The sequence below is a fragment of the Aeromonas sp. 603607 genome, from assembly GCF_049171595.1.
Lineage (GTDB): Bacteria > Pseudomonadota > Gammaproteobacteria > Enterobacterales > Aeromonadaceae > Aeromonas > Aeromonas veronii.
The window spans coordinates 88,936-115,308 of the sequence record NZ_JAAKOV010000006.1 but is presented as its reverse complement, the minus strand read 5'-3'; the positions used below and the strand labels follow the sequence as shown (position 1 = coordinate 115,308).

The 26,373-nt window shown below is 59.4% G+C and carries 25 protein-coding genes and 1 tRNA gene; 13 read left to right on the top strand and 13 right to left on the bottom strand.

Features of this window, described 5'->3' with window-relative positions; translation table 11 throughout:
- Window positions 1–15: 15 nt before the first annotated feature.
- The 6 genes from G5315_RS08055 to yqhD form a co-directional block, all read right to left on the bottom strand.
- Entirely contained in the window at window positions 16–1,416 is a 1,401-nt protein-coding gene (locus G5315_RS08055; protein ID WP_042031893.1) for an L-cystine transporter, read from the bottom strand.
- Between the two features lie 135 nt (window positions 1,417–1,551).
- Window positions 1,552–2,838 carry a serine dehydratase subunit alpha family protein gene (locus G5315_RS08050; protein WP_421332858.1) on the bottom strand — a complete coding sequence of 429 codons (1,287 nt, stop codon included), beginning with the start codon at window positions 2,836–2,838 and terminating at the stop codon, window positions 1,552–1,554.
- 279 nt (window positions 2,839–3,117) lie between these two features.
- Window positions 3,118–3,894, bottom strand: coding sequence for a substrate-binding periplasmic protein (locus tag G5315_RS08045; protein ID WP_047440371.1), 777 nt, complete (start codon window positions 3,892–3,894; stop codon window positions 3,118–3,120).
- Window positions 3,895–3,992: 98 nt separating this feature from the next.
- The gene (gene pntB, locus G5315_RS08040; RefSeq protein WP_421332857.1) at window positions 3,993–5,477 is read right to left on the bottom strand and encodes a Re/Si-specific NAD(P)(+) transhydrogenase subunit beta; all 1,485 of its coding nucleotides are present in this window, start codon (window positions 5,475–5,477) and stop codon (window positions 3,993–3,995) included.
- A gap of 11 nt (window positions 5,478–5,488) precedes the next feature.
- A complete protein-coding gene (pntA, locus tag G5315_RS08035) occupies window positions 5,489–7,015 on the bottom strand; it encodes a Re/Si-specific NAD(P)(+) transhydrogenase subunit alpha (RefSeq protein ID WP_421332856.1) in 1,527 nt (508 codons plus the stop codon).
- Window positions 7,016–7,522: 507 nt separating this feature from the next.
- Window positions 7,523–8,686, bottom strand: coding sequence for an alcohol dehydrogenase (gene yqhD, locus G5315_RS08030; protein ID WP_421332855.1), 1,164 nt, complete (start codon window positions 8,684–8,686; stop codon window positions 7,523–7,525).
- A gap of 157 nt (window positions 8,687–8,843) precedes the next feature.
- On the opposite strand from yqhD, the gene G5315_RS08025 reads away from it, so the two are divergent.
- The 6 genes from G5315_RS08025 (at window position 8,844) to G5315_RS08000 (ending at window position 13,429) form a co-directional block, all read left to right on the top strand.
- Window positions 8,844–9,746, top strand: coding sequence for an AraC family transcriptional regulator (locus G5315_RS08025; RefSeq protein WP_005339751.1), 903 nt, complete (start codon window positions 8,844–8,846; stop codon window positions 9,744–9,746).
- 17 nt (window positions 9,747–9,763) lie between these two features.
- Entirely contained in the window at window positions 9,764–10,276 is a 513-nt protein-coding gene (locus G5315_RS08020) for a lipocalin family protein (protein ID WP_421332854.1), read from the top strand.
- A 411-nt stretch (window positions 10,277–10,687) separates the two neighbouring features.
- The gene (locus tag G5315_RS08015) at window positions 10,688–11,383 is read left to right on the top strand and encodes a DUF969 domain-containing protein (protein ID WP_421332853.1); all 696 of its coding nucleotides are present in this window, start codon (window positions 10,688–10,690) and stop codon (window positions 11,381–11,383) included.
- Complete coding sequence (locus G5315_RS08010) at window positions 11,383–12,306, top strand: DUF979 domain-containing protein (protein WP_041209531.1); 924 nt, start codon at window positions 11,383–11,385, stop codon at window positions 12,304–12,306. The genes G5315_RS08015 and G5315_RS08010 overlap by 1 nt, the downstream gene beginning before the upstream one ends.
- A 14-nt stretch (window positions 12,307–12,320) precedes the next feature.
- Window positions 12,321–12,968: a pyroglutamyl-peptidase I gene (pcp, locus tag G5315_RS08005; protein ID WP_244463207.1), complete on the top strand. Its 648-nt coding sequence runs from the start codon at window positions 12,321–12,323 to the stop codon at window positions 12,966–12,968.
- Window positions 12,965–13,429, top strand: coding sequence for a gamma-glutamylcyclotransferase family protein (locus G5315_RS08000; protein ID WP_421332852.1), 465 nt, complete (start codon window positions 12,965–12,967; stop codon window positions 13,427–13,429). Before pcp ends, G5315_RS08000 begins: the two co-directional genes overlap by 4 nt.
- A 65-nt stretch (window positions 13,430–13,494) precedes the next feature.
- On the opposite strand, the gene G5315_RS07995 is transcribed toward G5315_RS08000, so the two are convergent.
- Both G5315_RS07995 and G5315_RS07990 read right to left on the bottom strand, forming a co-directional pair.
- Window positions 13,495–15,387 carry a methyl-accepting chemotaxis protein gene (locus G5315_RS07995; protein WP_071913785.1) on the bottom strand — a complete coding sequence of 631 codons (1,893 nt, stop codon included), beginning with the start codon at window positions 15,385–15,387 and terminating at the stop codon, window positions 13,495–13,497.
- Between the two features lie 209 nt (window positions 15,388–15,596).
- Entirely contained in the window at window positions 15,597–16,094 is a 498-nt protein-coding gene (locus G5315_RS07990; protein ID WP_041209527.1) for a lactoylglutathione lyase family protein, read from the bottom strand.
- A gap of 100 nt (window positions 16,095–16,194) precedes the next feature.
- Between G5315_RS07990 and G5315_RS07985 the strand changes: the two genes are divergently transcribed.
- Window positions 16,195–17,067: a LysR family transcriptional regulator gene (locus tag G5315_RS07985; RefSeq protein ID WP_421332851.1), complete on the top strand. Its 873-nt coding sequence runs from the start codon at window positions 16,195–16,197 to the stop codon at window positions 17,065–17,067.
- 144 nt (window positions 17,068–17,211) lie between these two features.
- On the opposite strand, the gene G5315_RS07980 is transcribed toward G5315_RS07985, so the two are convergent.
- A tRNA-Trp gene (locus tag G5315_RS07980) sits at window positions 17,212–17,288 on the bottom strand.
- Between the two features lie 201 nt (window positions 17,289–17,489).
- Between G5315_RS07980 and G5315_RS07975 the strand changes: the two genes are divergently transcribed.
- The 5 genes from G5315_RS07975 (at window position 17,490) to G5315_RS07955 (ending at window position 20,399) form a co-directional block, all read left to right on the top strand.
- On the top strand, window positions 17,490–18,032 hold the full coding sequence (locus tag G5315_RS07975) for a hypothetical protein (RefSeq protein ID WP_335865244.1): 543 nt from the start codon (window positions 17,490–17,492) through the stop codon (window positions 18,030–18,032).
- A 99-nt stretch (window positions 18,033–18,131) separates the two neighbouring features.
- Window positions 18,132–18,326, top strand: coding sequence for a hypothetical protein (locus G5315_RS07970; protein WP_013724188.1), 195 nt, complete (start codon window positions 18,132–18,134; stop codon window positions 18,324–18,326).
- The gene (gene pyrB / locus G5315_RS07965; protein WP_005339735.1) at window positions 18,307–19,227 is read left to right on the top strand and encodes an aspartate carbamoyltransferase; all 921 of its coding nucleotides are present in this window, start codon (window positions 18,307–18,309) and stop codon (window positions 19,225–19,227) included. The genes G5315_RS07970 and pyrB overlap by 20 nt, the downstream gene beginning before the upstream one ends.
- A gap of 15 nt (window positions 19,228–19,242) precedes the next feature.
- Window positions 19,243–19,707, top strand: a complete 465-nt coding sequence (gene pyrI / locus G5315_RS07960) for an aspartate carbamoyltransferase regulatory subunit (protein ID WP_005339730.1) — start codon at window positions 19,243–19,245, stop codon at window positions 19,705–19,707.
- Window positions 19,708–19,907: 200 nt separating this feature from the next.
- The gene (locus G5315_RS07955) at window positions 19,908–20,399 is read left to right on the top strand and encodes an arginine repressor (RefSeq protein WP_005339728.1); all 492 of its coding nucleotides are present in this window, start codon (window positions 19,908–19,910) and stop codon (window positions 20,397–20,399) included.
- A 131-nt stretch (window positions 20,400–20,530) separates the two neighbouring features.
- On the opposite strand, the gene G5315_RS07950 is transcribed toward G5315_RS07955, so the two are convergent.
- From G5315_RS07950 to arcA, 4 genes are all read right to left on the bottom strand, one after another.
- Window positions 20,531–21,937, bottom strand: coding sequence for a YfcC family protein (locus tag G5315_RS07950; RefSeq protein ID WP_005339725.1), 1,407 nt, complete (start codon window positions 21,935–21,937; stop codon window positions 20,531–20,533).
- A gap of 123 nt (window positions 21,938–22,060) precedes the next feature.
- On the bottom strand, window positions 22,061–23,065 hold the full coding sequence (argF, locus tag G5315_RS07945) for an ornithine carbamoyltransferase (protein ID WP_421209090.1): 1,005 nt from the start codon (window positions 23,063–23,065) through the stop codon (window positions 22,061–22,063).
- A gap of 79 nt (window positions 23,066–23,144) precedes the next feature.
- Entirely contained in the window at window positions 23,145–24,071 is a 927-nt protein-coding gene (gene arcC, locus G5315_RS07940; protein WP_005339719.1) for a carbamate kinase, read from the bottom strand.
- A 62-nt stretch (window positions 24,072–24,133) separates the two neighbouring features.
- On the bottom strand, window positions 24,134–25,354 hold the full coding sequence (gene arcA / locus G5315_RS07935) for an arginine deiminase (RefSeq protein WP_043850716.1): 1,221 nt from the start codon (window positions 25,352–25,354) through the stop codon (window positions 24,134–24,136).
- 747 nt (window positions 25,355–26,101) lie between these two features.
- On the opposite strand from arcA, the gene G5315_RS07930 reads away from it, so the two are divergent.
- Complete coding sequence (locus tag G5315_RS07930; protein WP_421172631.1) at window positions 26,102–26,278, top strand: hypothetical protein; 177 nt, start codon at window positions 26,102–26,104, stop codon at window positions 26,276–26,278.
- The last annotated feature ends 95 nt before the right edge of the window (window positions 26,279–26,373 follow it).

The window sequence follows — 26,373 nt, the reverse complement described above, 5'->3', positions numbered from 1 at the left end:
CCCTCCCGCAGCGGATCAGATGGTGGACTCTTCGCCGTCCAGACTCACTTCGTGATCGCTGTTGAATACGTTCATGTCGGTCTCCCCCAGCAGGCGGCTGGTAACCGTGCCCGCGGTGATGGAGCCGGAGACGTTGAGCGCGGTACGGCCCATGTCGATCAGCGGCTCGATGGAGATGAGCAGACCGGCCAGCGCCACCGGGAAGTCCAGCGCGGAGAGCACGATCAGCGCGGCAAAGGTGGCGCCGCCGCCAATCCCGGCCACCCCGAAGGAGCTGACGGTGATGATGGCGATCAGGGTCATGATGAAGCTCGGGTCCATCGGGTTGACCCCGACAGTCGGTGCAATCATCACAGCCAGCATGGCCGGATAGATACCGGCACAGCCGTTCTGGCCGATGGTGGAACCGAAAGAGGCGGCGAAGTTGGCGATCCCCTCCGGAATACCCAGCGACTTGGTCTGGGTCTGCACGTTCATCGGGATGGAGCCCGCACTGGTACGGGAGGTGAAGGCAAAGGCCAGCACCGGCGTGATCTTCTTGAGGAAGCGGGCCGGGTTGATGCCGACCATGCCGACCAGCAGCAGGTGCACGGCGAACATGATGGCAATCGCGCCGTAAGAGGCCATCACGAAGCTGAGCAGATTGATGATGTCAGCGTAGTTGGAACCGGACACCACCTTGGTCATCAGGGCCAGCACACCGAACGGGGTCAGGCGCAGCACCAGGGTCACCATCCGCATCACGATGGCGTGGGCCACGGCGATGAAGTGGCTGAAGCTGGCGAAGATCTCCGGCTTCTTGCGGGCAATGCCGGTAGCCGACAGACCGATGAAGATGGAGAAGATCACCACGGCGATGGTGGAGGTCTTGCGACCGCCGGTCATGTCGAGGAAGGGGTTGGCCGGAATGAACTCCAGCACCATCTTGGCAAATGACATGCTCTCGACGCTGCCGAGGGTGCTCTGCAGCGCAGCACCACGAGCGCTTTCTGCAGCACCGGCAGTGAGCCCTTCCGCAGTCAGACCAAACAGGTTGGACATCAGGATGCCAGCCCCTGCCGCGATAGCGGTGGTGAAGATCAGCACGCCGATGGTCATGGCGCTGATCTTGCCAAGGGCGGTACCGCCGTTGAGCTTGAGGATGGCGCTGATGATGGAGACCATGATGAGCGGGATGATGATCATCTGCAGCAGCTTCACATAGCCGCTGCCGACGATATCGAGATAGTCGATGGTCTGGCCAATCACCGCAGAACCCGCTCCGTAGAGCAGCTGCAGGGCGGCCCCGAACAGGATACCCAGCCCCAGACCGGCAAACACCCGGCGGGTGAAGCTCACATGTTTTTGCTGCAACCGATAGAGGAAGAACAGCAAGAAGGCCGCAATGGCCAGATTACCGATAACGCTAAGTGTCATGAGATGACCCCCCAAAAAGCGGGCAATGCCCGGGAAACAAGAGCAAGCACGACGCATGCCCTGGCAATCGTGTCGGACGGCCTGACCCGTCACGACATAAACAAGGGGGTCTGAGCCCCCTTTGTTTCTACAAACTTATGGCTTCTGCTGTTTCGCTCGCATGATGTTGATGATCTCGATATCCGTATCCAGCATCCCCTCTTTGGAGAGGCGGCCCAGATTGGCGATGGTCTGGTCCACATCGTCGGAGACGATCCCCTCGCTCTGGGGCACATGCAGGTTGTTGATGGCCATCAGGGAGGATTTCACCGCCGCCGAGGTCGAGGTCGAGACCTTCATGGAGCAGGCGCTGCCGGCGCCGTCACAGATGATGCCGGAGACATCGCCAATCATGTTGTTGATGCAGTGGCTGATCTGCTCGAACTGGCCGCCCAGCAGCCAGGTGATGGCGGCACCGGCCCCCATGGCGGCGGTACTGGCGGCACAGAGGGCCGACAGCTTGTTCTGATAGGTCTTGATGTAGATGGCCACCAGATGGCTCATCACCAGTGCCCGGGTCAGCTGCTCGTCGCTCGCCTTGAGGAAGCGGGCAGCCGCGACCACAGGCATGGTGGCGGCAATGCCCTGATTGCCGGAACCGGAGTTGGACATGGCGGGCAGCATGGCACCATCCATCCGCGCATCGGAGGCAGCGGAGGAGAGGCGCATCGCCAGGGTCATCAGGTCATCGGAGAGCAGCTTGCGCTCCACCTGCTCGGTGAGGATCTTGCCGATCTTCAGGCCGTAACCCTGCAACCCTTCGTCCGCCAGCGCCTGATTCATGGTGGCGGCCTCGCGGATAAAGTCGATCTCCGCCAGCGGCACTTCCAATGCAAAATCGACGATCTCCCGCAGGGTCATGGCCGGTTTGGCGGATTTGGCTGGCTGGATCTGCACGCCGGGGGCACTGGCCTGCTCCATCAGAACCTCGCCATCCTTCTCCATCAGGATGATGCGGGTGTGGTCGGTACAGATCACCACCCGGGCGCTATGGCCCTCCACTTCGGCCAGCACCTCGGCGTAGAGCACGTCAGGCACATCCTTCACATCCACCTTGATGACCGGCAGCAATGCCTTGGCCGCTTCCACCTGTTCTGGTGTGAGGGTCTTGAGCACCTCCAGCCCGGCATCGGGATTGCCGCCGGTGATGCCGACCGCAGCGGCCACCGGCAAACCGATCATGCCGGTACCCGGCACCCCGACCCCCATGCCGTTCTTGAACAGATTGCCACTGACCCAGACGCTGATGCGGGTCGGGGTCTCCCCCAGCAGCTTGCGGCAGTTGGCCGCTGCCAGCGCCACCGACATCGGCTCGGTACAGCCCAGTGCCGGCACCACTTCACGCTTGAGCAGGGTAATAAAGTCGGTCCATTGTGGTTTCATCTGTGCATTCTCATCTTGGTGGCGCAATGCCTGTCATCGCCACAGGCAACAGCATGGCAAAAAAGGGTGACACGGGATCAACATCAAGCAGGAGCGCGTCGCCAAGGCGTCGCGAGAGAGGTGGCCGTCTGATGACTGCCCCATGCAAATCAACTTAATTTGATTCTAATATCAATAAAATCAAATTAAGTTGCGCAACATCGCTTTTTTAGCGCCATTATGCCCGTCTTTTAACAAAGCGCGACAATTTGTGATGCAACGCACAGACGATGGAGTCACCTAGAGATGATAGCGGGCCAGCAGCTGCTGGTAGGCCGGGGTCTGCTTGAACTGTTTCAAGGCGGCCGAGAAGCGCCTCGCCAACTGGTCATGGCCGGGCTTGTGGGTAAATCCGAGAAAGTTGCGGTTATCGTCGGTCAGCAGGCGGCGACCATTGAACACCTGATCCTGCAGCCCCTGGGTACGCAGCAGATAACGACCAACTTGTTCATTGAGCACGACACCATCCAGTCGGCCGGCCATCATCAGATGCAACTGCTTGACCATCTTGCCATCGCCCGTCATGGCGACCCTGATCACCCCTTCATCGGCCAGAAAATCGGGGCTGTAGGCATAGTCGGCCTGAATGCCGATCCGCAACCCCTTGAGGTCGGATAATTGCTCGAATTTCACCGGACGATCCACCGGATAGAAGAGCACTTCGCCACTACGAGAGAGCGGCTCTTCGGGATAGTGGAGCCACTCTTGGCGATCCTTGTTATAGAAGACGTCGAGTACCGCATCCCCCTGCCCGAGGCGGGCCTGTTGCAACACCCGCTTCCATGGCAGCACCTTCACCTCGGTGCGATAGCCGAGCTGCTGCAGCACGGTGCGAGCCAGCTCGAGATCTGCGCCCACCAGCTCCCCCTTGTCGCTGTGCATCACATAGGGGGGCCACAGTTCTGTCAATATGGTCAGGGTCGGCTTGTCATGAGCCATAGCCATGCCACCGACGAGAAGAGATGCCAGCAGCCAGCCGTACCACCCGATCCTTCGCCAACCCTGACACCACATCATGGAGATCCCTCATGGTCCGTATGGATTGAGGATATACAAGGGATGGGCAATAAAAAAGGAGGCCAAAGCCTCCTTGATATCCACTCTCTGAATGGCACTTACAGTGCTTTCAGGATTGCCTCGACGCTGGCCTTGGCATCGCCAAACAGCATCTGGGTATTTTCCTTGAAGAACAGCGGGTTCTGGACACCGGCGTAGCCAGTGTTCATGGAGCGCTTGAAGCCGATGACATTCTGCGCTTTCCACACTTCCAGCACCGGCATACCGGCGATCGGGCTGCCCGGATCTTCCATCGCGGCCGGGTTGACGGTGTCGTTGGCACCGATCACCAGCACGGTGTCGGTATCGGCGAAGTCCTCGTTGATCTCGTCCATTTCCAGCACGATGTCATACGGGACTTTCGCTTCCGCCAGCAGCACGTTCATGTGGCCAGGCAGACGACCGGCAACCGGGTGGATACCGAAGCGCACCTTGACGCCGCGGTCACGCAGCTTCTGGGTGATCTCGGCAACCGGATACTGAGCCTGTGCCACCGCCATACCGTAGCCCGGGGTGATGATGACGGAGCTGGAGTTCTTCAGTAGGTCAGCCACTTCCTCGGCGCTGGTTTCGCGGTATTCGCCCATCTCCTGATCAGCCGTGGAGGCCACGCCATCGGAGCCGAAGCCACCGGCGATCACGGAGATGAAGGAGCGGTTCATCGCCTTACACATGATGTAAGAGAGGATCGCACCGGAGGAACCCACCAGGGCACCGGTGACGATCAGCAGGTCATTGGAGAGCATGAAGCCCGCCGCCGCCGCCGCCCAACCGGAGTAGGAGTTCAGCATGGAGACCACCACCGGCATGTCTGCGCCACCGATGGAGGCAACCAGATGCCAGCCGAAGGCGAAGGAGATCAAGGTCATCACCAGCAGGGCGAAGGTAGAGCCGCCCGCGTTGACGAAGTAGACCATCAGCGCCAGAGAAGCGACCACGGCCAGCAGGTTCAGCTTGTGGCGGTGCGGCAGCATCAGCGGCTTGGAGGAGATCAGACCGCGCAGTTTGCCGAAGGCAACCACGGAACCGGTGAAGGTCACGGCACCGATGAAGACGCCCAGGAAGATCTCGACCAAATGGATGTTCAGCATGGCGCCGGTCAGGTGCTCGACCTGAGCAACGCTGTTGGCCTGCTCGAACGCCGCACGGGCGGCTGCCAGGGTGGCATCCAGGTTGGAACCGACGGAGACGACCACCTCAGCAGGTGCAGAGGGGTGCAGATCGATGAAGCTGTTGAAGCCCACCAGCACTGCCGCCATACCCACGAAGCTGTGCAGCACGGCCACCAGCTCGGGCATCTCGGTCATCTCGACCTTGAGTGCCAGACGCACGCCGATGGCACCGCCAATCACCATGGCCAGGATGATCCAGTGAACACCGCTGGTCTCCGGGTTGAATACGGTAGCGAGCAGGGCGATAGCCATACCCGCGATACCGAACAGGTTGCCATGCTTGGCCGTTTCTTGCTTCGACAGTCCCGCGAGACTGAGGATGAAGAGCACGGCGGCAACGATATAGGATGCTGTTACCAGTCCTTGAGACACGTTAAACCCCCTTAATCCTTACGGAACATCTTCAGCATGCGCTGAGTGACGGTGAAGCCGCCGAAGATGTTGATACTGGCAATCAGCACGGCGATGAAGGCCAATGCGGTAACCAGAGTCGACCCTTGCCCGATCTGCAGCAGGGCACCGACCACGATAATGCCGGAGATGGCATTGGTGACCGACATCAGCGGCGTATGCAGGGCGTGCGATACGTTCCACACCACGTAGTAACCGACCACACAGGCCAGGATGAATACGGTGAAGTGGGAGAGGAAGGCTGCCGGGGCAACGGAGGCGATCCAGCCGAAGGCGGCGATGCCGAGGGCACCGAACACGAACTTCTTGTTGGAAGGCTTGACCTCTTCCTTCTTGGCTGCCGGTTTGGCGGCGGCCGGTTTCTGCGGGGCAGCAGAGACGGAGATGGCGGGCGGCGGGAAGGTCACTTCACCGGCCTGGATCACCGTCATGTTGCGCTGAACCACATCTTCGAAGTCGATGGCAACGTTGCCGTCCTTCTCCTTGCACATCAGCTTCATCAGGTTGACCAGGTTGGTACCGTAGAGCTGGGAGGATTGGGCAGGCAGACGGCCCGGCAGATCGGTGTAACCGATCACCTTGACGCCGTTGTCGGTGACATGCAGTTCGCCCGGCACTGTGTATTCACAGTTACCGCCAGCCTGAGCGGCCATGTCCACAATGACGGAGCCCGGCTTCATGCTGTCGACCATCTCTTTGGTGATCAGCTTGGGAGCCGGCTTGCCCGGGATCAGGGCGGTGGTGATGATGATGTCCACCTCTTTGGCCTGCTGGGCGAACAGCTCCATCTCGGCCTTGATGAACTCATCGGACATCACTTTGGCGTAACCATCGCTGGATGCGCCGTCTTCGCCACCGAAGTCCAGCTTGAGGAATTCCCCACCCATGGATTCGATCTGCTCGGCCACTTCCAGACGGGTGTCGAATGCACGCACGATGGCGCCGAGAGAACCGGCAGTACCGATGGCAGCCAGACCGGCAACACCGGCACCGATCACCAGTACCTTGGCAGGCGGCACTTTACCGGCTGCGGTGATTTGACCGGTGAAGAAGCGACCGAACTGGTGCGCAGCTTCAACCACGGCGCGATAGCCACCGATGTTGGCCATGGAGGAGAGGGCATCGAGGGACTGGGCACGGGAGATCCGCGGCACCATATCCATCGCCATCACATTGATGTTGCGCTCGGACAGCTTCTTGACCAGCTCGGGGTTCTGGGCAGGCCAGATGAAGCTCACCAGAGTGGCGCCATCTTTAATTTGTGCGATCTCGGCATCGGTCGGCGCATTGACCTTGAAGATAAGGTCGGCTTGCCAGACATTCGGCACCACGCTGGCACCGGCAGCCTCGAAGGCGGCATCATCGAAGCTGGCCGACAGGCCTGCGCCGGTCTCGATGGCGGCCTCGAAGCCGAGCTTTTTCAGCTGCTCGACGGTAGCCGGGGTCGCTGCGACCCGGGTCTCACCGGCGAGACTCTCTCTCGGTATTCCAATCTGCATGACTATTCCCTGATGGTTAATAAACAATCGCTGCCCAGTGTCTCACTTCTGACGAAACAAGACATGACCAAAGTGCAGGTCCAGGGCTCTTTGTTATGAAAATCAGTAGGCTTTACCTCAACCTCCTGTCATGGTCAGGCCCCCGCTTTTCAGGCGCGAAGGTGATTAGTATCAAATTTTGGAGTTTTATTACAACCGCAGTCCCGACGGCACTCGTACAGAATTCAGCCCATCCCTAGCTACGATTAAAAAAAACAAACCAAATTAGAGGCTTATACCAGTAAAAACGGCTGAAAAAAGTGATCCAACCAGTCAAAAAAAATGTTTTACCGGCCCTCTATCTTAGCGTTTTTTGTTCTTACGAAATCCGCTTTCGTCGCACTTCTCGCAGCGAAACGCCGAAAAGTAACATTTTCCCAACAAAAGCGGGGCCGCTCAGCCGCCAGATGGCGGAAGAGGACCCCGGCAATTCAATCGTTTCGCCCGTTTGGCACCGATTGGCGGCCCTTACCAGGCCGCTTCATAAATATGCTGGCTCTGCACCAGCTCGATATCGCCGTGCTCGCCCAGACGGGTCATGCCGTGCTCACCCAGCTTGCCGATCAGGGTGTCGATACCCAGATCTTTGAGACCGTAGTCGCGCAGTCGGGTCTTGACCCCCATCCGCTCGAAGAAGTCGCGGGTCGCGGCGATGGCATCGTCGATGCGCTCCGCTTCGCTGCCGCTGTGCAGACCCCACACCCGCTCTGCGTATTGCAGCAGCTTGGCATGCTTCTGTTTGCGCTTGGCCTGCAGCAGGGCAGGCAGCACCACAGCCAGAGTCTGGGCGTGGTCGAGGCCGTGCAGGGCAGTCAGCTCGTGACCCAGCATGTGGGTGGCCCAATCCTGTGGCACCCCGGCACCGATCAGGCCGTTCAACGCCATGGTGGCGCTCCACATGATGTTGGCGCGTACCTCGTAGTTGTGCGGCTCGGCCAGCGCCTTGGGGCCCTCTTCGAGCAGGGTCAGCAGCAAGCCTTCAGCGAAGCGATCCTGCACCTTGGCATTGACCGGATAGGTGAGGTACTGCTCCACGATATGGACGAAAGCATCCACCACCCCGTTCGCCACCTGACGCTCGGGCAGGGTGTAGGTGAGCACCGGATCCAGCACGGCAAAGCGCGGCATCACGAACGGCGAGAAGAAGTGCACCTTGTCGCCACTGCTGCGACGGGTGATGACGGCGCCCATGTTCATTTCGGAACCGGTCGCAGGCAGGGTCAGCACGGAACCGAGCGGGATGGCGGAACGCACTTCGCTGCCGACGGTCTCGAGAATGTGCCAGGGATCCTTGGCCGGATCGTAGTGTGCGGCAGCAGCGATAAACTTGGTGCCATCGAGCACCGAGCCGCCGCCAACGGCGAGCAGGAAATCGACCCGCTCGGCACGGGCCAGCTCCACGGCGCCCATCAGGGTCTCGTAGGCCGGGTTCGGTTCGATGCCGCCAAATTCAAACAGGGTCATGCCAGCCAGCTCGTTGCGGATCTGCTCCAGCAAGCCGCTGCGCACCACGCTGCCGCCGCCATAGGTGATCATGACGCGGGCATCGCTCGGGAGCTGCTCGCGCAACTGGGCGATCTGCCCTTGGCCGAACAGGATTTTGGTCGGGGTATGGAGAGTAAAGTTGTTCATCGACATTGCCTTCTTCTGATAGTCAGGGCGGCCAGGCCGCGAAATCGTGATTGCATTTTTCTCCAGAACCACCCTACCATCAAGACAACATCCTGCTTGATTCTTGCCTATTTCTACAAAGCAGCAAAAACCGGAACAGTCGAATCAAAGAGCACCCATGCAAAACCGTTACAGCGACCTCGCAACCAGATTGACCCGCCACGTCACCGCCCCCGGCATCACCCCATCACCGGTGAAACAGGTCAACCTCATCTATACCACCGAACACCATGGCCGCACCCCGGTGCTCTACCAACCGCGGATGATAGTGATCCTGCAGGGGCACAAGGTGGGTTATCTGGCGGATCAGGTGTTTCGCTACGACCCCAACCACTATCTGCTGATGACCCTGCCGCTCCCCTGCGAGTGCGAGTGCTTCGCCTCCCCCGAGCAGCCGCTTATCGGTTTTACCATCGAGATCGATCTGGTCACCCTGCAAGAGCTGCTGCTGGAGCTGGGCGATGCCCTGCCCGCCCCCGCCCCGCAAAAGAGCGGCGTCCACTCGGTCCCCCTGTCGGAGACCATGTTCTGCGCCGCCGAGCGGCTGATAGAGCTGATGGACAATCCGCTGCACGCCAGGGTGCTGGGGCCGCAAACGGTGCGGGAGATGCTGTTCCACGCCCTCACCGAGGGGGGCGGCCCGGCGCTGCAGGCGCTCGCCAATCGCCACAACCATGTGGGCCAGATCGCCCGGGTGCTGCGTATGATAGAGTCCCGTTATGCCGACAACCTCACCATGGAGGAGCTGGCGCGGGAGGTGAACATGAGCGTCTCCGCCTTTCACCACCACTTCAAGGCGGTCACCGCTACCTCGCCGCTGCAGTACATCAAGTCGTTTCGCCTCCACAAGGCGCGGATGATGATGTTGCACGACGGCATCAAGGCGGGCACCGCGGCGGCCAGAGTCGGTTACGAGAGCAACTCCCAGTTCAGTCGGGAGTACAAGCGCTTCTTCGGCAGCACGCCGACGGATCAGGCCTCCCGCTTCCGGGATGGCCAGCTGCGCATCATTGAGGGATAACAAGAGAGGGATTACTTATGCGTTCACTGCTTTGCCTGTTCACCGCTTTGCTGCTGACGGCCTGTACCGGGATTGCCGACGGCATTCGCCCCGTTACCGGCTTCCAGCTCGACCGTTATCTTGGCACCTGGTACGAAATCGCCCGCCTCGACCACAGCTTCGAACGGGGGCTGGAGCAGGTGAGCGCCACCTACAGCCTGCGGGACGATGGCGGCGTCAAGGTGCTCAACCGCGGCAAGCAGCGCGATGGCAGCTGGCACGAAGCCGAAGGCAAGGCCTACTTCGTCGGCAACCCGGACGAGGCGCGGCTCAAGGTGAGTTTCTTCGGCCCCTTCTACGGCGGCTACAACGTCATCGACCTCGACCCCGATTACCAGCTCTCGCTGGTGACCAGCTACAACCACGACTACCTCTGGATCCTCTCCCGCTCACCCAACCCGCCCAAGGCGAAGATGGATGCGCTGGTCGCCAAAGCGAAGTCGCTGGGCTTTGCCACCAACCAGCTTATCTGGGTCAAACAGAGTCATTGACCCCGCTACCGGTGGCGAAGCGCCTTCGCCACCGGCTTGTTTTTCATTTCCAGTTAATATCCCAACGCTACCTTCGCGGCCATAAAAATACCGCCGGTCGGTTGTTGCAAATATATTGCGGAGCTGCACCCGTCCCTGCCAATAACGCAACAAATAATAGCCATATTGTCAGTTCTGCCTTGTCACGCAGGCACCGCCAATCATTGCCACCGCTGATTAAGGTGAAACGAAATAGCGTCGAAATAACGGGATTCACCGTTGACCAGAGAGCAATAAACCAACAGCAAAACGTAATTAAAAACCAAACGAATCCCACCAAAGTGATTATTTGTTGCCATCCCCGGAGTCTGGTGATAAACAACTCGGCTACCAAAAATTACACATAAATATTCACTTTAACGAGGTGGCTAATTGGAATGGATTAAACTGAGCGGCATTCTTATTATTTTGTTGGGTTTTTATTTCAAACTCGACACTCTGGCCGTCGTACTGGTGGCCGCCGTCACCACGGCGCTGGTCTCCGGTCTCTCCATGACCGATTGCCTCTCCCTGCTGGGGGAAGCCTTCGTCTCCAACCGCATGGTGACGCTGTTTCTGCTGACCCTGCCGATGATCGGCATCTGTGAACGCTACGGCCTCAAACAGCAGGCTGTCACCCTGATCGAGCGGATCAAGAAGCTCACCCCGGGCAAGTTCATGACCCTCTATATGTTTATCCGCGAACTGGCCGGTCTCTTCTCGGTGCGGGTTCAGGGTCACACCCAGTTTATTCGTCCGCTGGTCAACCCCATGACTCAGGCAGCCGCCACCAAGGTGCACGGCAAATTAAGCGAAGAGGACGAGGAATATATCAAGGCGCGGGTTTCCGCCACCGAAAACTACGGCAACTTCTTTGCCCAGAATACCTTCGTCGCCTCCGCCGGGGTATTGCTGATCGTCGGCACATTTGAATCTCTTGGATATAGTATCTCTGCCGTCGATATTGCCAAGGCATCAATGCCGATCGCCATTATCGCCCTGCTGATGGTGGCTATTTCCAATATGTGGTTCGACCGCCAGATGGCCAAGACATATACCGTGAGCAGCGACAAGGAGGGGCAGCAATAATGGCGACCCTCATCCCCAACATGCTCGAATTCTTTTATGTGCTGATCGGTGTCATCCTGTTCAGCAGCGCCTGGCGCGTCCTGCGTGACCCCAGCCACCCGGCCAAAATCGGTACCGCCCTGTTCTGGACCATCCTGGGTGTGCTGTTCGCCTTCGGCAGCTATATCCCCAATGTAATCAATGGCGTGCTGATCCTCGCCATGGGGGTCATCACCCTGCTCAAGCAGGTGAAGATCGGCAAGCTGGAGCAGGCGAGCGAGGAGGAGTCCCAGCGCCACGCCAACCGCATCGGCAACCGGATCTTCCTCCCCTGCATCCTGCTGGCCGTGCTGGCGGTGGTGATCGCCCAGTTCACCCCCCTTGGCGGTCAGGTCGGTATCGGTCTGGCAGCGGTCATCGCCTTCGTCATCACGGTACTGCTGACTCGTGCCACCCCCGCTACCGTGGTGGGTGACTCCGACCGGATGATCCAGCAGGTCGGCATCACCGGCATTCTGCCGCAACTACTGGCCGCGCTCGGGGTGATCTTCAACAAGTCCGGCGTCGGCGATGTCATCTCCCACGGCATCTCCACCGTGGTACCGGTCGGCAGCCCCTTCGTCGGGGTGGTGGCCTACTGCCTCGGTATGATGGTCTTCACCATGATCATGGGCAACGCCTACGCCGCCTTCACCGTCATCACCGCCGGCATCGGCATCCCCTTCGTCATCGCCCAGGGCGGTGACCCGGTGGTGGCCGGTGCGCTGGCGATGACCGCCGGCTTCTGCGGCACCCTGATGACCCCCATGGCCGCCAACTTCAACGCCCTGCCCGCCGCCCTGCTGGAGATGAAGGATCTCAACAAGGTGATCAAGGTGCAGGTGCCGATGGCGCTGACGCTGGTGCTGATCCATATCGCACTCATGTATTTCTGGGCATTCTGACCATTCGGGAGAAGATGATGAAAGTACTGATTACCGGTTTTGACCCCTTCGGCGGCGAGCCCATCAACCCGGCATGGGAGGCGGTCAAGCGCCTGCCAGAGACCATTCTGGACGCCACCGTGATCAAGGCGCAGATCCCCACCGTCTTTGGCAAGTCAGCCACCCTGCTGGCGGAGCTGATGCGCCAGCACCAGCCCGACGTGGTGATCAACGTCGGCCAGGCGGGCGGCCGCTTCGCCATTACCCCGGAGCGGGTCGCCATCAACATCGACGATGCCCGTATCCCCGACAACGAGCAGCAGCAACCCATCGACGAAGTGATTCAGGCCGATGGCGCACCGGCCTACTTCTCCCGTCTGCCCCTCAAGGGGATGGTGCAACGCATCAAGGAGAACGGCATTCCGGCGGCGGTCTCCAACACCGCCGGCACCTTCGTCTGCAACCACATCATGTACCAGCTGCACTACCTGATTGAGAAAGAGTTCCCGGCGGTGCGTGGCGGCTTTATCCACGTTCCCTACATCACCGAGCAGGTAGCGGACAAGGTGAACCAGCCCTGCCTCGCCATGAGCGAGATTACCCGCGCGCTGGCGCTGGCCATCGAGGCGGTGGTGCTGCAGCAGGATGGCGATATCAAGGTCGTGGGCGGCGAGATCTCATGAGCCTTTGCCAGCCACGCCCGCTGTTCGTCTACGGCAGCCTGATGGACGGGCTGTTCAACTACCGCCGCTATCTGGCTCACCACGTGAGCCAGACGCCGCGACGCGCCCGGGTGCGCGGCGCCCTCTATCACCTGCAGCACAAGGGCTACCCCGCCCTGCTGCAAGGGGATGGCTGGGTCTATGGCGAGCTGTTTGTGCTGGACGACTTCCCTGCCGCCATCGCGGCCCTCGACGAGATGGAGAACTTCCACGGCGAGGATGATCCCCAGAGCGAATATCTGCGCCAGCTCATCGAGGTGGAGATCTTCGACCCGGCGCAGGGGCGTTATGTCGGCCAGCAGCAGGCCTACCACTACCGCTACGTGGTGCAGCACGATCCCAGGTGGCTGCAGGGCAAGCACTACCTGCCCGACGGCAACTGGCGAGCCTTCCATCTGGCGCAGCTGGAGAGCGCAGCCTGACGGTCAGCGACAATAACAAAGGGCAGCCCGCGGGCTGCCCTTTTTCATGGAAGATGGCCTGAGGATCAGAGCCGGAAACGGCCGATCTCCTGCTCCAGCCGCTCGGTCAGCGCCTTCAGCTCGGCCGCCTGCGCCGCCTCCTGATTGGCCTGCTCGGCCAGCTCTTGCGAGACGTGGCGGATATTCTCGGTGTTGCGGCTGATCTCGCTGGTCACCGAGGTCTGCTCTTCCGCCGCCGCCGCGATCTGGGTCGCCATGTCGCTGATGGAGCCGATCGCCTCGTTGATCCGCGCCAGACTCTGGTTGGCGGACTCCGCATCCTCGACGCTGGTGCCCGCCAGCTGGCGACTGGTCTCCATGCCGCCCACGGCGCGGCGGGTGGTCTGCTGCAGGGTCTCGATCATCTGCTGGATCTCGTCGGTGGAGTCGTGGGTGCGGCGCGACAGCACCCGCACCTCGTCCGCCACTACCGCGAAGCCGCGCCCCTGCTCACCGGCCCGCGCCGCCTCGATGGCGGCGTTGAGCGCCAGCAGGTTGGTCTGCTCGGCGATGCCGCTGATGGTGGCCAGAATGCCGCTGATCTTCTGGGCGTGGGCATCCAGCTCATTGATGATCTGGCTGGCATCGGCCACCTCATCCGCGAGCCCGGTAATGCTGCGCTGGCTCTGACCGACCTGCGACTGACCCGCGACCGCCAGCTTGACCGCCTCGCCGGAGGTGGTGGCGGCAAACTCGGCGTTGCCGGCGATCTCCTGAGTGGCGGAGGCCATCTCGGTCACCGCGGTCGCCACCATCACGATCTCGTCCTGCTGCTGACGCACCCGCTGGCTGCGGGAGTGGGCGCCGGCCGCCTGAGCGCGGGACTGGGCAGCCAGCTCGACGGTGACATCGCGCAGCCTGCTGACAATACCGTGCAGCCGGGCCACGAACTGGTTGAAGTTGCGTGCCAGCTGACCCACCTCATCCTGACTGCGGGTGTCGATATGGACGGTGAGATCCCCCTCGCCGTGGGCGATGTCGTGCAGCGCACCGGCCACCCGGCCCAGGTCGGCAAACAGATACTTGAACATGGCGGTGAGCAGGGCGCTGAACACCAGCATCAGCACCAGCGTCAGCCCCACCAGCTGCCACAGCAGGGAGGCGAGCGGTGCCTCCAGCACGTCGCGATACATCACCATGGCCAGCAGCCAGTCGGTGCCCGGCACCGGCTGTACCGCCAGCAGCACATCGCGCCCGTCGAGGGTGGCGGCGTGCAGCTCGTTGTTCTCGCGGCCCCACTGCTGGAAGGTGGCCGCCGACAGATCGGGGGAGAGCTCGCCAATCTGCTTGAGCGCCAGCTCCTTGTTAGGGTGACCGACGATGAGGCCGCTGCTGTCGAGCAGCATGGCGTACCCCTCGCCCTGCACCTGCATCGCCAGCACCTCGTCGATCAGCTTGTCGAGCGCCAGGTTGGCCCCCACGGCGCCGACCAGCTCGCCCTGATGGCGCACCGGCTCGGAGAGGGTCACCACCAGCTTCTGCATGGTGACGCTGACATAGGGAGCGGTGACGATGAGCTGTCCCGCCTTCACCGCATCCTGATACCAGGGGCGCTCGCGCGGGTCATAGTTGCCGGTGTTGAGGGAAGGGTCCTGGCGGGTCATCACCCCCTGAGTCGAACCAAAGTAGGTGAGGCCGAAGCCGCCCGAGGTGTAGGCCTGCTTCAGGTGTGGCACCAGCTCGGCCTGCGGGTTGTCGGCGATCAGGTTCACCAGCGCGTGCACCGTGTTCTTGCGATCCGCCATCCAGTCGCCGATGGCAACCGAGTAGGCGTGACCATAGTTGACCGCCTCGCTCTGGATGGCGCTCATGGTGCGGGATTTGAGGGTGTGAAAGGCAACGATGCCGAGCAGTGATGCCATCAGCAGCACCACCCCGAGACTGGTTGCCAGCAGCTTGCCGCGCAAAGAGAGGGTCATGACGACAGATCCTTGTTGTTGTGACGAAGCAGGGAAAGACCCTGATGTAATAGAGGCTATCGGCCACTCTCTGAACAGACTTTAGTGAATCTGTATACTTTTACATCTATCAACAACAGAAGCCGCTATCCGTGTGAGCAAGATCGCTATTCCATGCTACTGACCATCACCACAACAAAGCAGCAGGCCGCCCGAAGGCGGCCTGTCACTTACCCCTGATATGCACCGGCGGAGTAGGTCAGCTCATAGCTGTGGCTGTAGATCTCAATGATGTTGCCGAAGGGATCTTCCATGTAGACCATGCGGTAGGGCTTCTCGCCCGGGTAGTACTCACGCACCGGCATCCGCTGTTTGCCGCCCGCCGCGACGATGCGCGCCGCCAGCCCCTCGACATCCGGATCCTGCACGCTGAAGTGGAACACCCCGGTCTTCCAGAATTCGAAGTTGTTTTCGCGCTGCTCGCTGTTGGGGAACTCGAACAGCTCGATGCCGATCTTGTCGCCGGTGGAGAGATGAGCGATGCGGAAGGAGCCCCAGCCCGGGCCAAACACGTCGTTGCACATCACGCCGATGGCGGAGTCATCCTCGGTGATGGTGGTCGCCGGCATGATGAGATACCAGCCCATCACCTTGGTATAGAACTCGACCGCTTTGTCGAGGTCAGTCACCGTGATGCCGATGTGGGAGAAGTTGCGTGGATAGGTCATACGTCACCTTGAAATTGTGTGTGGGAAACAGGTGACATGATAGGAAGGGGCGACATAATGAAAAATAAGGTCAAACTAATGGAAGGCATAAATTAAATTTATGGTTAATCCACTCTGGCTCCACACCCTGGTGGTGGTGCATGAAACCGGCAGTTTTACCCGCGCCGCCGAGCGGCTGGATCTCACTCAGGCCGCCGTCAGTCAGCATATCTCGCGTCTCGAGGCCGAATTTGGCACCCTGCTGCTGCGCAAGCCCCGTCAGCTGGAGCTCACTCCGCGCGGGCTGGTGCTGCTCGACTTTGCCCGCCAGCAGGCGCAGGCAGCCGAACAGCTGCGAGCGCGCCTCTCTGACGACGACCCTCACCGCGGCGCCATCACCCTCACCACCCCCGGCAGCATCGGTCTGCTGCTCTATCCCCTGCTGCTCGACCAGCAACAGGAGCACCCCGGACTCACCATCCAGCACCGCTTTGCCCCCACCCCCGACATAGTGCAGGCGGTACTGGCGGGGCGCAGCGATCTGGGACTGGTGGATCAGCCGCCTGAACACCTCAGCATCGCCGCCGAGCCCTTCGCCCGCGAACCCCTCTGTCTGGTGGTGCCCAACGATGGCAAGGAGCCGAGCTGGCAGTACCTCTGTCAGCTCGGCTTTATCGACCACCCGGATGGCCGCAGCATGGCACAACGCCTGTTGGGACGACGCTACCCCGGCCAGCGCGTTGACGAGATCCCGCAGCGCGGCTTTACCAACCAGATCGGCCTGATCCTGGAGCCGGTCGCCCGCGGCCTCGGCTTTACCGTGCTGCCCCGCTTCGCCGTCACCGCCTTTGCCCAACAGGAGAAAATCCGGGTGATCCAGAGCAGTATTGAGGTGATCGACACCCTCTGGCTGATCTACCGCGCCGAGTGGCCGCTCCCCGCCCGCCACCAGCGGCTGGTCACCGTCCTGAAACAGCGGGTTGCTGCACATTGAACGCTCTTGCGGCAGACATAGAGATCAATGTGGCCACAGTCACCGAGAGCTAGCGGCAAGAAGGAGAAGAGAAAGGAGAGAGGGATAAATTGGCGAACGCCGGAAATGCGAAAGGCCAGCTCAATGAGCTGGCCTTTCTGAAAATGGCAGGGGCGGCAGGACTCGAACCCGCAACCATCGGTTTTGGAGACCGCTGTTCTACCAATTGGAACTACGCCCCTGCAACAAACGAGGCGTAGTATACAAAGCGGGTTTCAAAGGTAAAGGCTTTTTTCACACTTTTAATGCGATTGCACAAATCCCGAACAAGTCGCGCCGATTTGTGCAGCAACGAGGGGTAACTTGCTGTATTTCCAGACTCAGCGGGGTAGGAATGGGGCATAAATGGGGGTAGGGTGAAATCAGGTACCGGGAGGCCACTTATGCTCAATTACCGACTGCTCCAACAACTTGCGCCCCTCAACTTCAGGGACGAACGCAAAACAGAGTCCCTGCCCGACTACCTGGCCCGGGTCGCCCCGCTGGTGCCCTTCATCCCCGAAAATGTGCTTTCCCAGTGGATTTACCGTCATTGGCGCGGTTTTGAGTCCAACTGGAGCTTTATCGATCTCGCCAGCCACCAGTTCGCATGCGAAAGCTGGCCCACCGCGCAGATTATCGAGCAGATAGACTCCCGCCATATGGAGGTGATCGAGCGCTGGGGCGAGATGCTGCGCAGCAACCGCTATGTCCGCCGCTCCTGGCTCGGCGAGAAGATGCTAAACGACGGCACCTGGCCCGAACCTGTCATCGTGCTGGTGCCGGAAGAGGGAGCCAGCTACCCGAACGGTCATCCCCTACCCCGCCCCTACTGCCTGCTGGAAGGACACCACAGACTCGGTTATTTGCGCGCCATGGCCCGCGATGGGGAATCGCTGCAAGAGACGCACAAGGTGTGGATTTGTCGTCATGTTTCCGTCACTTAAACGTTTTTCATGCTGAAATTGGCATCGTAAATAAAATTTTGATAATTAAAAAAGCGGCCCTATAATCTGTCCGGTTTTGAAAAAGGTCGGGACGAAACGATGCAGTTTTTGATTCAGAAAACAGCCTTGCAGACGGGTGGTGCGCACCAGAGCGGCCCCGTTGTTTCCGGTTCCCACCCCAACGATCCCCAGTTATTTTTAAAAAAAGCCCCTGTTTCAGGGGCTTTTTTTTGTGCCCGAAAAACCTCCAATGATGTCAAAGGGAATGCAGACGATGACCAATCCACTCTATAAGAAACATGTCATCTCCATTTCGGACCTGACCCGGTCAGAAATGGAACTGGTAGTCTCAACCGCACAACGGTTGAAGGCTGAACCTGACACCAGCCTGTTGAAAGACAAGCTGGTTGCCAGCTGCTTCTTCGAAGCCTCCACCCGCACCCGCCTCTCGTTCGAGACCGCGGTACAGCGCCTTGGCGGCAACATCATCGGCTTCGCCGACGGTGGCAACACCAGCGCCAAGAAGGGCGAGACGCTGGCTGACTCCATCAAGATCATCGGCTCCTACTCCGATGCGGTGGTGATGCGCCACCCGAAAGAGGGTGCGGCCCGTCTAGCCTCCGAATTCTCCCGCGTGCCGGTCATCAACGGCGGCGACGGCTCCAACCAGCATCCGAGCCAGACCCTGCTCGACCTGTTCACCATCCATGAGACCCAGGGTCGTCTGGACAACCTCAACGTCGCCTTCGTCGGTGACCTGAAATATGGCCGCACCGTGCACTCGCTGGCCCAGGCCCTCAGCCTGTTCAACTGCCGCTTCTTCTTCATCTCCCCGGAAGCGCTGGCGATGCCGGACTACATCTGCGAAGAGCTGGAAGAGAAGGGTATCCAGTTCAGCGTCCACCAGACCATGGAAGAGGTGATGCCGGAGCTGGACATCCTCTACATGACCCGCGTCCAGAAAGAGCGCTTCGACGAGACCGAATACAAGCACATGGCCGCCAAGTTCATTCTGGAGCTGGCAACCCTGGAAGGGGCCAAGCCCACCATGAAGATCCTGCATCCCCTGCCCCGCGTCGACGAGATCGATGTGGCGGTCGACAAGACTCCCCACGCTTGCTACTTCCAGCAGGCGGAGAACGGGGTCTATGCACGCCAGGCGCTGCTGGCACTGGTACTGAACGAAACTGTCTGAGCTTAGGGGAATATCATGTCTGACAAGAACCAACTGCAAGTCGAAGCCATCCGTCACGGCTCCGTCATCGATCACATCCCCGCTGGCCAGGGCATCAAGATCCTCAAGCTGTTCCAGCTGGTCGAAACCCAGGAGCGGATCACCGTCGGCTTCAACCTGAAATCCGGCGCACTGGGCAAGAAGGATCTCATCAAGATTGAGAACACCCGCCTGACCGAGCAACAAGCCAACCAGCTTGCGCTGTTCGCCCCTAAAGCGACCGTCAACATCATCGAAGACTTCAATGTGGTGAAGAAGCACCAGCTGGAGCTGCCGGAGTTCATCGCCGGGGTGTTCCACTGCCCCAACTCCAACTGCATCTCCCACAATGAGCCGGTGGACAGCTACTTCCGGGTGCGCGAAGTGAAAGGCGTGGTGCGGATGAAGTGCAAATATTGCGAGAAGTCCTTCACTCAGGACATCGTCAGCGAGCGTTACTGATATCTGATTGGGCCCCGCGGGGCCCATTTTTGAACCCTGTCACATCACCGAATTTCCAGTCAGCTATAATTTGCCATCGCAAGATGGTAATGCCCGCTCATTCCCTGCATATAGGCTGATTATCAGTGTTTTTACCTGATAACTGACTGCTATGGCAGATATCGCGCGTTTACCTCCGGTCATTATCAAAGGAATTCGCCGTGGTCAAAACCCTCAGTCGTCCCGTTGCCCAAGAGCCCGATCTGGCCCAGCTGGATGCCTGTCGCCAGATCATCGGTCAGCACTGCTACAGCACCCAGGAAGAGATCCGCCGCGAGCTGTCGGAGCGCGGCTTTGCCGACATCAGCCAGTCCACCATCTCCCGCCTGCTGCGCCGCCTCGGCGTGGCCAAGGCCCAAAATGCCAACGGCAAGAAGGTCTACACCCTGGTCGACGAGCAGCTGGAACCCGCCGGCAGCACCCGCTCGATCCACGACATGGTGCGCGAAGTGGTACACAACCAGCAGATGGTGCTGATCCACACCACTCCGGGAGCCGCCACCGTGGTGGCTCGCCTGCTGGATCGCAACGCCAATCCCGAGATCATGGGCGCCGTCGCGGGCAATGACGTTGTGCTGGTCGCGCCGCGCCATATCAGCCGCACCCGTCAGGCCCACGCCGCCGTGGTGCGCACCCTGGCGCAGGCCCGCTAACCCCTTCCATCGAATGCATCGAGGCGACCTGCGGGTCGCCTTTTTGTTGCCTGCGACTTTGTGTCCATCACTTCTTGCGCCCATAAAAAACGGGAGCCCGCAGGCTCCCGCTTCATCTTGCATGTCATCCCTCAGGAGAGCACGGCACCCAGGCTCAGGCAGACCACGATCAGCACGGTCAGGATACCGAGCAGCGGAGCCACCCATTTCAGCCAGCGCACATAAGGCACCTTGGCGATGGCCAGACCACCCATGACCACGGCGGAGGTCGGGGTCACCAGGTTCACCAGACCGGAGGCAGACTGGTAAGCAGTCACCACCAGATCGCGGCCCACGTTGGCGAAGTCGGCCAGCGGCGCCATGATCGGCATGGTCAGTACGGCCAGACCGGAGGAGGACGGCACCAGGAAGGAGAGCACCACTTCCAGCACGAACATCACGTTGATAAAGACGATGGTGGAGAGGCCGGTCACGATCCCTTCTGCACTGTGCAAAATGGTGTGAGTGATCATGCCGTTATCCATCACTACCACGATACCGCGGGCGATACCGATAATCAGCGCCACCCCCAGCAGGTCGCGAGCACCATCGATAAAGTTGGAGGTCAGCTCCTCCTCGCTCATGCGGGAGATGAGACCAACGATGATGGCGGCTGCCAGGAACACACCGGAGATCTGCGCCATCCACCAGCCCAGCACGGCCACACCGTAGATCATCACGGCAAAGGCGGCGACGAAGATACCCAGTACGATTTTACGGGTCAGGGTGAACTCCAGCATCTGGTCGCTCTTGTTGCCAAGGAAGTGGGCACGGTTCTCTTCCCACTTGTCAGCCACCAGCGATTTGCTCGGATCGCTGCGCACCATCTTGGCGTAACGCATGACGTAGGCGACGCAGAGCAGCCAACCAGCCACCAGCATGGCGACGCGCAGCCAGATACCGTCGGTGAAGGAGATACCCGCGGCGTTGGCCGCAATAACGGTCGCAAACGGGTTGATGGTGGAGCCGAGAGTACCGATACCGGCACCCAGCAATACGGTTGCAGCAGCCACCACGGGGTCGAAGCGGGCGGCCATCATCACCGGCACTAGCAGGGTGTAGAACGGCAGCGACTCTTCGGCCATCCCGTAGATGGTGCCCCCTGCGGCGAACAGCGCCATCAGGATCGGGATCATCCACTCTTCCCGGCCGCGCAGGCGGTCGGTCACACGCTCAATACCGGCATCGATGGCACCGGTCTTGGTCACAATGCCAAGAAAACCACCGATGATCAGGATAAAGAGGGAGACGTCGATGGCGCCTGCCTCATAGGTGTCGTGGTTGTAGAGGCCATCGATAGGTGCCAGCAGCACGTCGACGATCCCCTGGGGATTCCCCTCCACCAGTTTGTAGGTACCCGCCACCGGCACTTCTTTGCCGAGGGCTTCGTTCATGGTCATCTCATATTTGCCGGCCGGCACTATCCAGCTCAGGGCGGCCACCAGGGCGATCAGCACAAACAGTATCGTGTAGGCTGACGGGAACTTGAATTTGGTCATGGTCCAGCTTCCTTCTGTGGGTGTGGTATCCATGCAGGCTGCGGGTTGTAGGGTTAGAGGTATTATGCCGCTGTCACATGGTCGAAAAGCCGGGGGTCGCCCCCCGGCACCACTACTGCGACCTTAGTCGCCCAGCGTAGCAACCATCACTGCCTTGATGGTGTGCATCCGGTTTTCGGCCTCGTCGAACACGATGCTGTGCTCGGATTCGAACACGTCCTCGGTCACTTCCAGGCCTTTCATGCCATATTTGTCAGCTACTTCCTTGCCCATGGTGGTCTCGTCGTTGTGGAACGCCGGCAGGCAGTGCATGAATTTCACATCCGGGTTCTTGGTGGCGTTGATGACATCCATGTTGACCTGATACGGAGTCATCAGTTTGACGCGCTGATCCCATGCTTCTTTCGCTTCACCCATGGATACCCAGACGTCGGTGTAGAGGAAGTCAGCACCCAGCACACCCTCTTTCACATCTTCGGTCAGGGTGATGCGTGCGCCGGTCTCTTCGGCGATCAGGCGGCACTTGGCAACCAACTCCTCTTCCGGCCAGAAGGCTTTCGGCGCGACCAGACGGATGTCCATGCCCATTTTGGCGGCGCCGACCATCAGGGAGTTACCCATGTTGTTGCGGGCATCACCCAGGTAGGCGAACTTGATTTGATCCAGACGCTTGCCCTTGCCGTGCTCCAGCATGGTCATGAAGTCAGCCAGGATCTGGGTCGGGTGGAATTCGTTGGTCAGGCCGTTCCAGACCGGAACACCGGCGTAGGCGCCCAGCTCTTCCACGATCTCCTGACCGTAGCCGCGGTATTCGATACCGTCATACATGCGACCCAGTACACGGGCGGTGTCCTTCATGGACTCCTTGTGACCGATTTGGGAACCGCTTGGGCCAAGGTAGGAGACTTGTGCGCCCTGGTCGAAGGCCGCCACTTCAAATGCACAACGGGTGCGGGTAGAGGTCTTCTCGAAGATCAGGGCAATGTTTTTGCCGGCCAGGTGTTTGCGCTCGTAGCCACCGTATTTGGCTTTCTTCAGGTCGATGGCCAGGTCAATCATGTATTGGATTTCGCGCGGGGTGAAGTCCAGCAGTTTCAGGAAGTTACGGTTACGCAGATTAAAAGCCATGATGAGTTCTCTCTATATATGTTTCAGACCAGTTCGGGCAGTAGTGTTGACTACGCATTCTCAGTACAGATATCGGTAATTACGCATGTACGGTGCGGGTGGCGACGATATTGGTGCCGGCTTCACCCTTGAGGATGGCGAGGCCATCTTCCAGCGAGCCGATGCCGACCATGCCGCCGGTCGCTTTGACAAATTCACAGGAGGCTTCGACTTTCGGTCCCATGGAACCTGCGTCGAACTTGACTCCGGCCAGCTCGTCCGGGCTGGTGACTCGCAGCGGACGCTGGGTCGGTTTACCCCAATCCAGATAGACGGCATCGGCATCAGTCAGGATCAGCAGGGCGTCGGCCTTGATCTGCTTGGCCAGGTAGGCGGCAGACATGTCCTTGTCGATGACGGCTTCGATACCGGTCAGGCTCTGGCCATCCCAGGTCACAGGGATGCCACCACCACCGGTACAGATGATGAGGTGGCCCTGGGCAATCAGAGTTTCGATGGCGTCGCCTTCAACGATGCGCTGGGGCAGCGGGGAGGGCACTACGCGGCGGAAGAACTTGCCGTCAGCCTTGACCACCCAGTGCTTCTCTTCTGCCAGGGTGCGGGCTTCAGCCTCTTCGTAGACGGGGCCGATAAATTTGGTCGGATTGGCAAACGCCGGATCCTTGGGATCGACCTGCACCTGAGTCAGCAGCGCGGTGACGTTGCGGCTCGGCATCAGGTTTTTCAGCTCCTGGATCAGCATGTAACCGATCATGCCCTGGGACTCGGCACCCAGCACATCCAGCGGATAGGGGGATACCTTGGTGTAGGCACTGTTTTGCAGGGCCAGCAGACCGACTTGCGGGCCGTTGCCATGCACCAGCACCACGTTGTACTCCTGAGCGATCAGGGCGATGGTCTTGGCCGCAGTGGCGATGTTTTTGCGCTGGATATCCGCTTCCAGTGGCTCACCACGACGGAGCAGTGCATTGCCACCCAGAGCGACGACGACAGTTGGTTTTTTCATAGTGGTTAATCTCGAGTTTGGTTCTGTGTGGCGCCAGCTTCTGCCGGCGCCACGCCGTCTCATCAGATGCTGTCGCGTTCCATCGGGCAGCTCATGCAGCGGGCGCCGCCGCGGCCACGGCCCAGTTCATCACCCGGGATGGAGAGAACTGTGATACCGGCTTTGTCATACTTCTCGTTGGTGTAGGTATTGCGCTCGTAACCCACCACCACGCCGGGACGTACGGTCAGCACGTTGTTGGCGTCGTTCCACTGCTCGCGTTCGGCTTCGAAGCTGTCACCACCAGTGGTGATGATCTTCAGCTGATCCACGCCCAGCGCTTTCTCGATGGCGGTGACGAAGTAACCCTCTTCCTTAATGTTCATACCGGTGGCGCCGCCCGGAGTCAGGCTCCAGCACTGCACGTCCTTGCGGATCACTTCCGGATAGACGGAGAAGGTGTCGACGTCCATGTGGGTCATGACGGTATCGAGATGCATGCAACTGCGGTGCTTCGGCAGCTCCATGGCGATGACCTGTTTAGCCTGACCATGTTTGAACAGGCTGCGAGCCAGATGCTCGACACCTTGCGGGGTGGTGCGCTCGGACATACCGATCAGCACGGCACCGCGGCCGATCACCAGTACGTCGCCACCCTCGATGGTGGAGTTGTCGTAGTCACGCTCCTCGTCACCGAAGTACTTGATGAAGTCCTGACCGGCAAACATCGGGTGCCAGCGGTAGATGGCCTTCACATGGTTGGTTTCGCGGCGACGAGCCGGCTTGGCCATCGGGTTGATGGAGACGCCGCCATAAACCCAGCAGGAGGTGTCACGGGTAAAGAGGTGGTTGGGCAGCGGCTCGATGATGAAATCGGTCGGAGCGTGCATGCCCACTACCATGTTGACACCGCTGTAGGGCATCTCGGAGTAAGTCAGGCCGCCGGAGAGAATGCGGGCCAATTCGCGATGCGGCATGTCAGCCAGGAAGCAGCGCACGTCGTTGGCAAAAGAAGAGCCGAGGCGATAGTCGGAGACCTGATGTTGCAGCAGCCAGGTTTTGGCTTCCGGCACATCCAGGGTTTCCGCCAGCAGATTGGTCAGCAGGAAAACTTCGACATTCTGATCGCGCAGTACCTGAGCGAATTTGTCGTGCTCCTGACCGGCACGTTCAACAGACAGGACGTCATCGAACAGCAGATCCTGGCAGTTGGAAGGAGTCAGACGCTTCAGACTGAGGTTGGGGCGGTGCAACATGACACGGCGCAATTGGCCAACTTCAGAACCTACATAAAATTTGCTCATGATTATATTCCGTCTAGCAGTGGTCCCTGCGAGTGATTGAATAGATTCCTTCTATTCATGCTCGTGGCTAAGGCGGGATATTCTTTATGTAGGGTAATCGGCTTATGTTCTATCCTGCCCTTGCCTTTCGAAGCCGAGGTTAGACCTGCCAATAGCAATAAACTTAGACATTGATCACATTCACTTTGAACTGAATATATTCACCTTTCAATCTATGACTCCAGTAGCAATTTACGCATTTTCCTCCCAGCAAACCCTGAATCTTCATGCAAAACCACCCCGATATATTTCAGGTTGATTCAACTTTTATTCATGCCAACTCACTGGAAAGATTAAAAGAAAAAATAAAAACCCATTAAAAAACAATGAAATGGGTGGCAACTAAAATAATATCTGAATATTACTACCTGTGTATTGAATACATCGCCGTAACGAGAGGAACGCGGGAGAAATAAATACTCACATCGACCACATTCACTGCATAAATCTTTTCTTGTTCCAGATCATGGCATTGACGCCAACCCCATCAGGCCCAGCCTCATAAGTCACCGCCTCTTTTTGCGGTTCAACTTAATATGCACAAAGTCCGCATCAAGGTGGGCAGCCATCCTCGTCGGTCACCACAACGCCTTTTGATACTTTTTTCATTAATTGAATTTATTCACCTCACCTTGCGCTGGCGCCAACCTCGACTTAACTCAGAAAGTGATCCGGATCACACAGGAATGACACTACCAAGGAGTTGTTATGAAGATGAAACCCATGCTGTTACTCGCGACTTTGCTGCTCTCTGCGCTCCCCACCCTCAGTCAGGCTGAAGGAGCCCCTGCCATACCCATGGTGGTCTGCCATGTCGACAAGGCTCCCCAGATGCTGGTGCCCGACTATGTCTGCCGCTGGCATGGCGGCAGTGTTCACTATTAACCTGCAGAACGAGAGGAGCATCACTCCTCTCGCCTTGTGATGAGCCAACCCCCTCCTATACTGAAATCAGCGGTTTTCTCATGGATAGGGGAACG

Bases quoted from the DNA above. Each gene is read 5' to 3' on its own strand.
- G5315_RS07930 (WP_421172631.1), top strand. From the start codon at position 26,102: ATGAAGATGAAACCCATGCTGTTACTCGCGACTTTGCTGCTCTCTGCG.
- G5315_RS07990 (WP_041209527.1), bottom strand. From the start codon at position 16,094: ATGACCTATCCACGCAACTTCTCCCACATCGGCATCACGGTGACTGAC.
- G5315_RS08010 (WP_041209531.1), top strand. From the start codon at position 11,383: ATGGCGACCCTCATCCCCAACATGCTCGAATTCTTTTATGTGCTGATC.
- pyrB (WP_005339735.1), top strand. From the start codon at position 18,307: ATGACCAATCCACTCTATAAGAAACATGTCATCTCCATTTCGGACCTG.
- arcA (WP_043850716.1), bottom strand. From the start codon at position 25,354: ATGAGCAAATTTTATGTAGGTTCTGAAGTTGGCCAATTGCGCCGTGTC.
- G5315_RS08000 (WP_421332852.1), top strand. From the start codon at position 12,965: ATGAGCCTTTGCCAGCCACGCCCGCTGTTCGTCTACGGCAGCCTGATG.
- G5315_RS08055 (WP_042031893.1), bottom strand. From the start codon at position 1,416: ATGACACTTAGCGTTATCGGTAATCTGGCCATTGCGGCCTTCTTGCTG.
- G5315_RS08050 (WP_421332858.1), bottom strand. From the start codon at position 2,838: ATGAAACCACAATGGACCGACTTTATTACCCTGCTCAAGCGTGAAGTG.
- G5315_RS07975 (WP_335865244.1), top strand. From the start codon at position 17,490: ATGCTCAATTACCGACTGCTCCAACAACTTGCGCCCCTCAACTTCAGG.
- G5315_RS07970 (WP_013724188.1), top strand. From the start codon at position 18,132: ATGCAGTTTTTGATTCAGAAAACAGCCTTGCAGACGGGTGGTGCGCAC.
- pcp (WP_244463207.1), top strand. From the start codon at position 12,321: ATGATGAAAGTACTGATTACCGGTTTTGACCCCTTCGGCGGCGAGCCC.
- G5315_RS08025 (WP_005339751.1), top strand. From the start codon at position 8,844: ATGCAAAACCGTTACAGCGACCTCGCAACCAGATTGACCCGCCACGTC.
- G5315_RS07985 (WP_421332851.1), top strand. From the start codon at position 16,195: ATGGTTAATCCACTCTGGCTCCACACCCTGGTGGTGGTGCATGAAACC.
- argF (WP_421209090.1), bottom strand. From the start codon at position 23,065: ATGGCTTTTAATCTGCGTAACCGTAACTTCCTGAAACTGCTGGACTTC.
- G5315_RS08045 (WP_047440371.1), bottom strand. From the start codon at position 3,894: ATGATGTGGTGTCAGGGTTGGCGAAGGATCGGGTGGTACGGCTGGCTG.
- G5315_RS07995 (WP_071913785.1), bottom strand. From the start codon at position 15,387: ATGACCCTCTCTTTGCGCGGCAAGCTGCTGGCAACCAGTCTCGGGGTG.
- pyrI (WP_005339730.1), top strand. From the start codon at position 19,243: ATGTCTGACAAGAACCAACTGCAAGTCGAAGCCATCCGTCACGGCTCC.
- G5315_RS07950 (WP_005339725.1), bottom strand. From the start codon at position 21,937: ATGACCAAATTCAAGTTCCCGTCAGCCTACACGATACTGTTTGTGCTG.
- yqhD (WP_421332855.1), bottom strand. From the start codon at position 8,686: ATGAACAACTTTACTCTCCATACCCCGACCAAAATCCTGTTCGGCCAA.
- pntA (WP_421332856.1), bottom strand. From the start codon at position 7,015: ATGCAGATTGGAATACCGAGAGAGAGTCTCGCCGGTGAGACCCGGGTC.
- arcC (WP_005339719.1), bottom strand. From the start codon at position 24,071: ATGAAAAAACCAACTGTCGTCGTCGCTCTGGGTGGCAATGCACTGCTC.
- G5315_RS08020 (WP_421332854.1), top strand. From the start codon at position 9,764: ATGCGTTCACTGCTTTGCCTGTTCACCGCTTTGCTGCTGACGGCCTGT.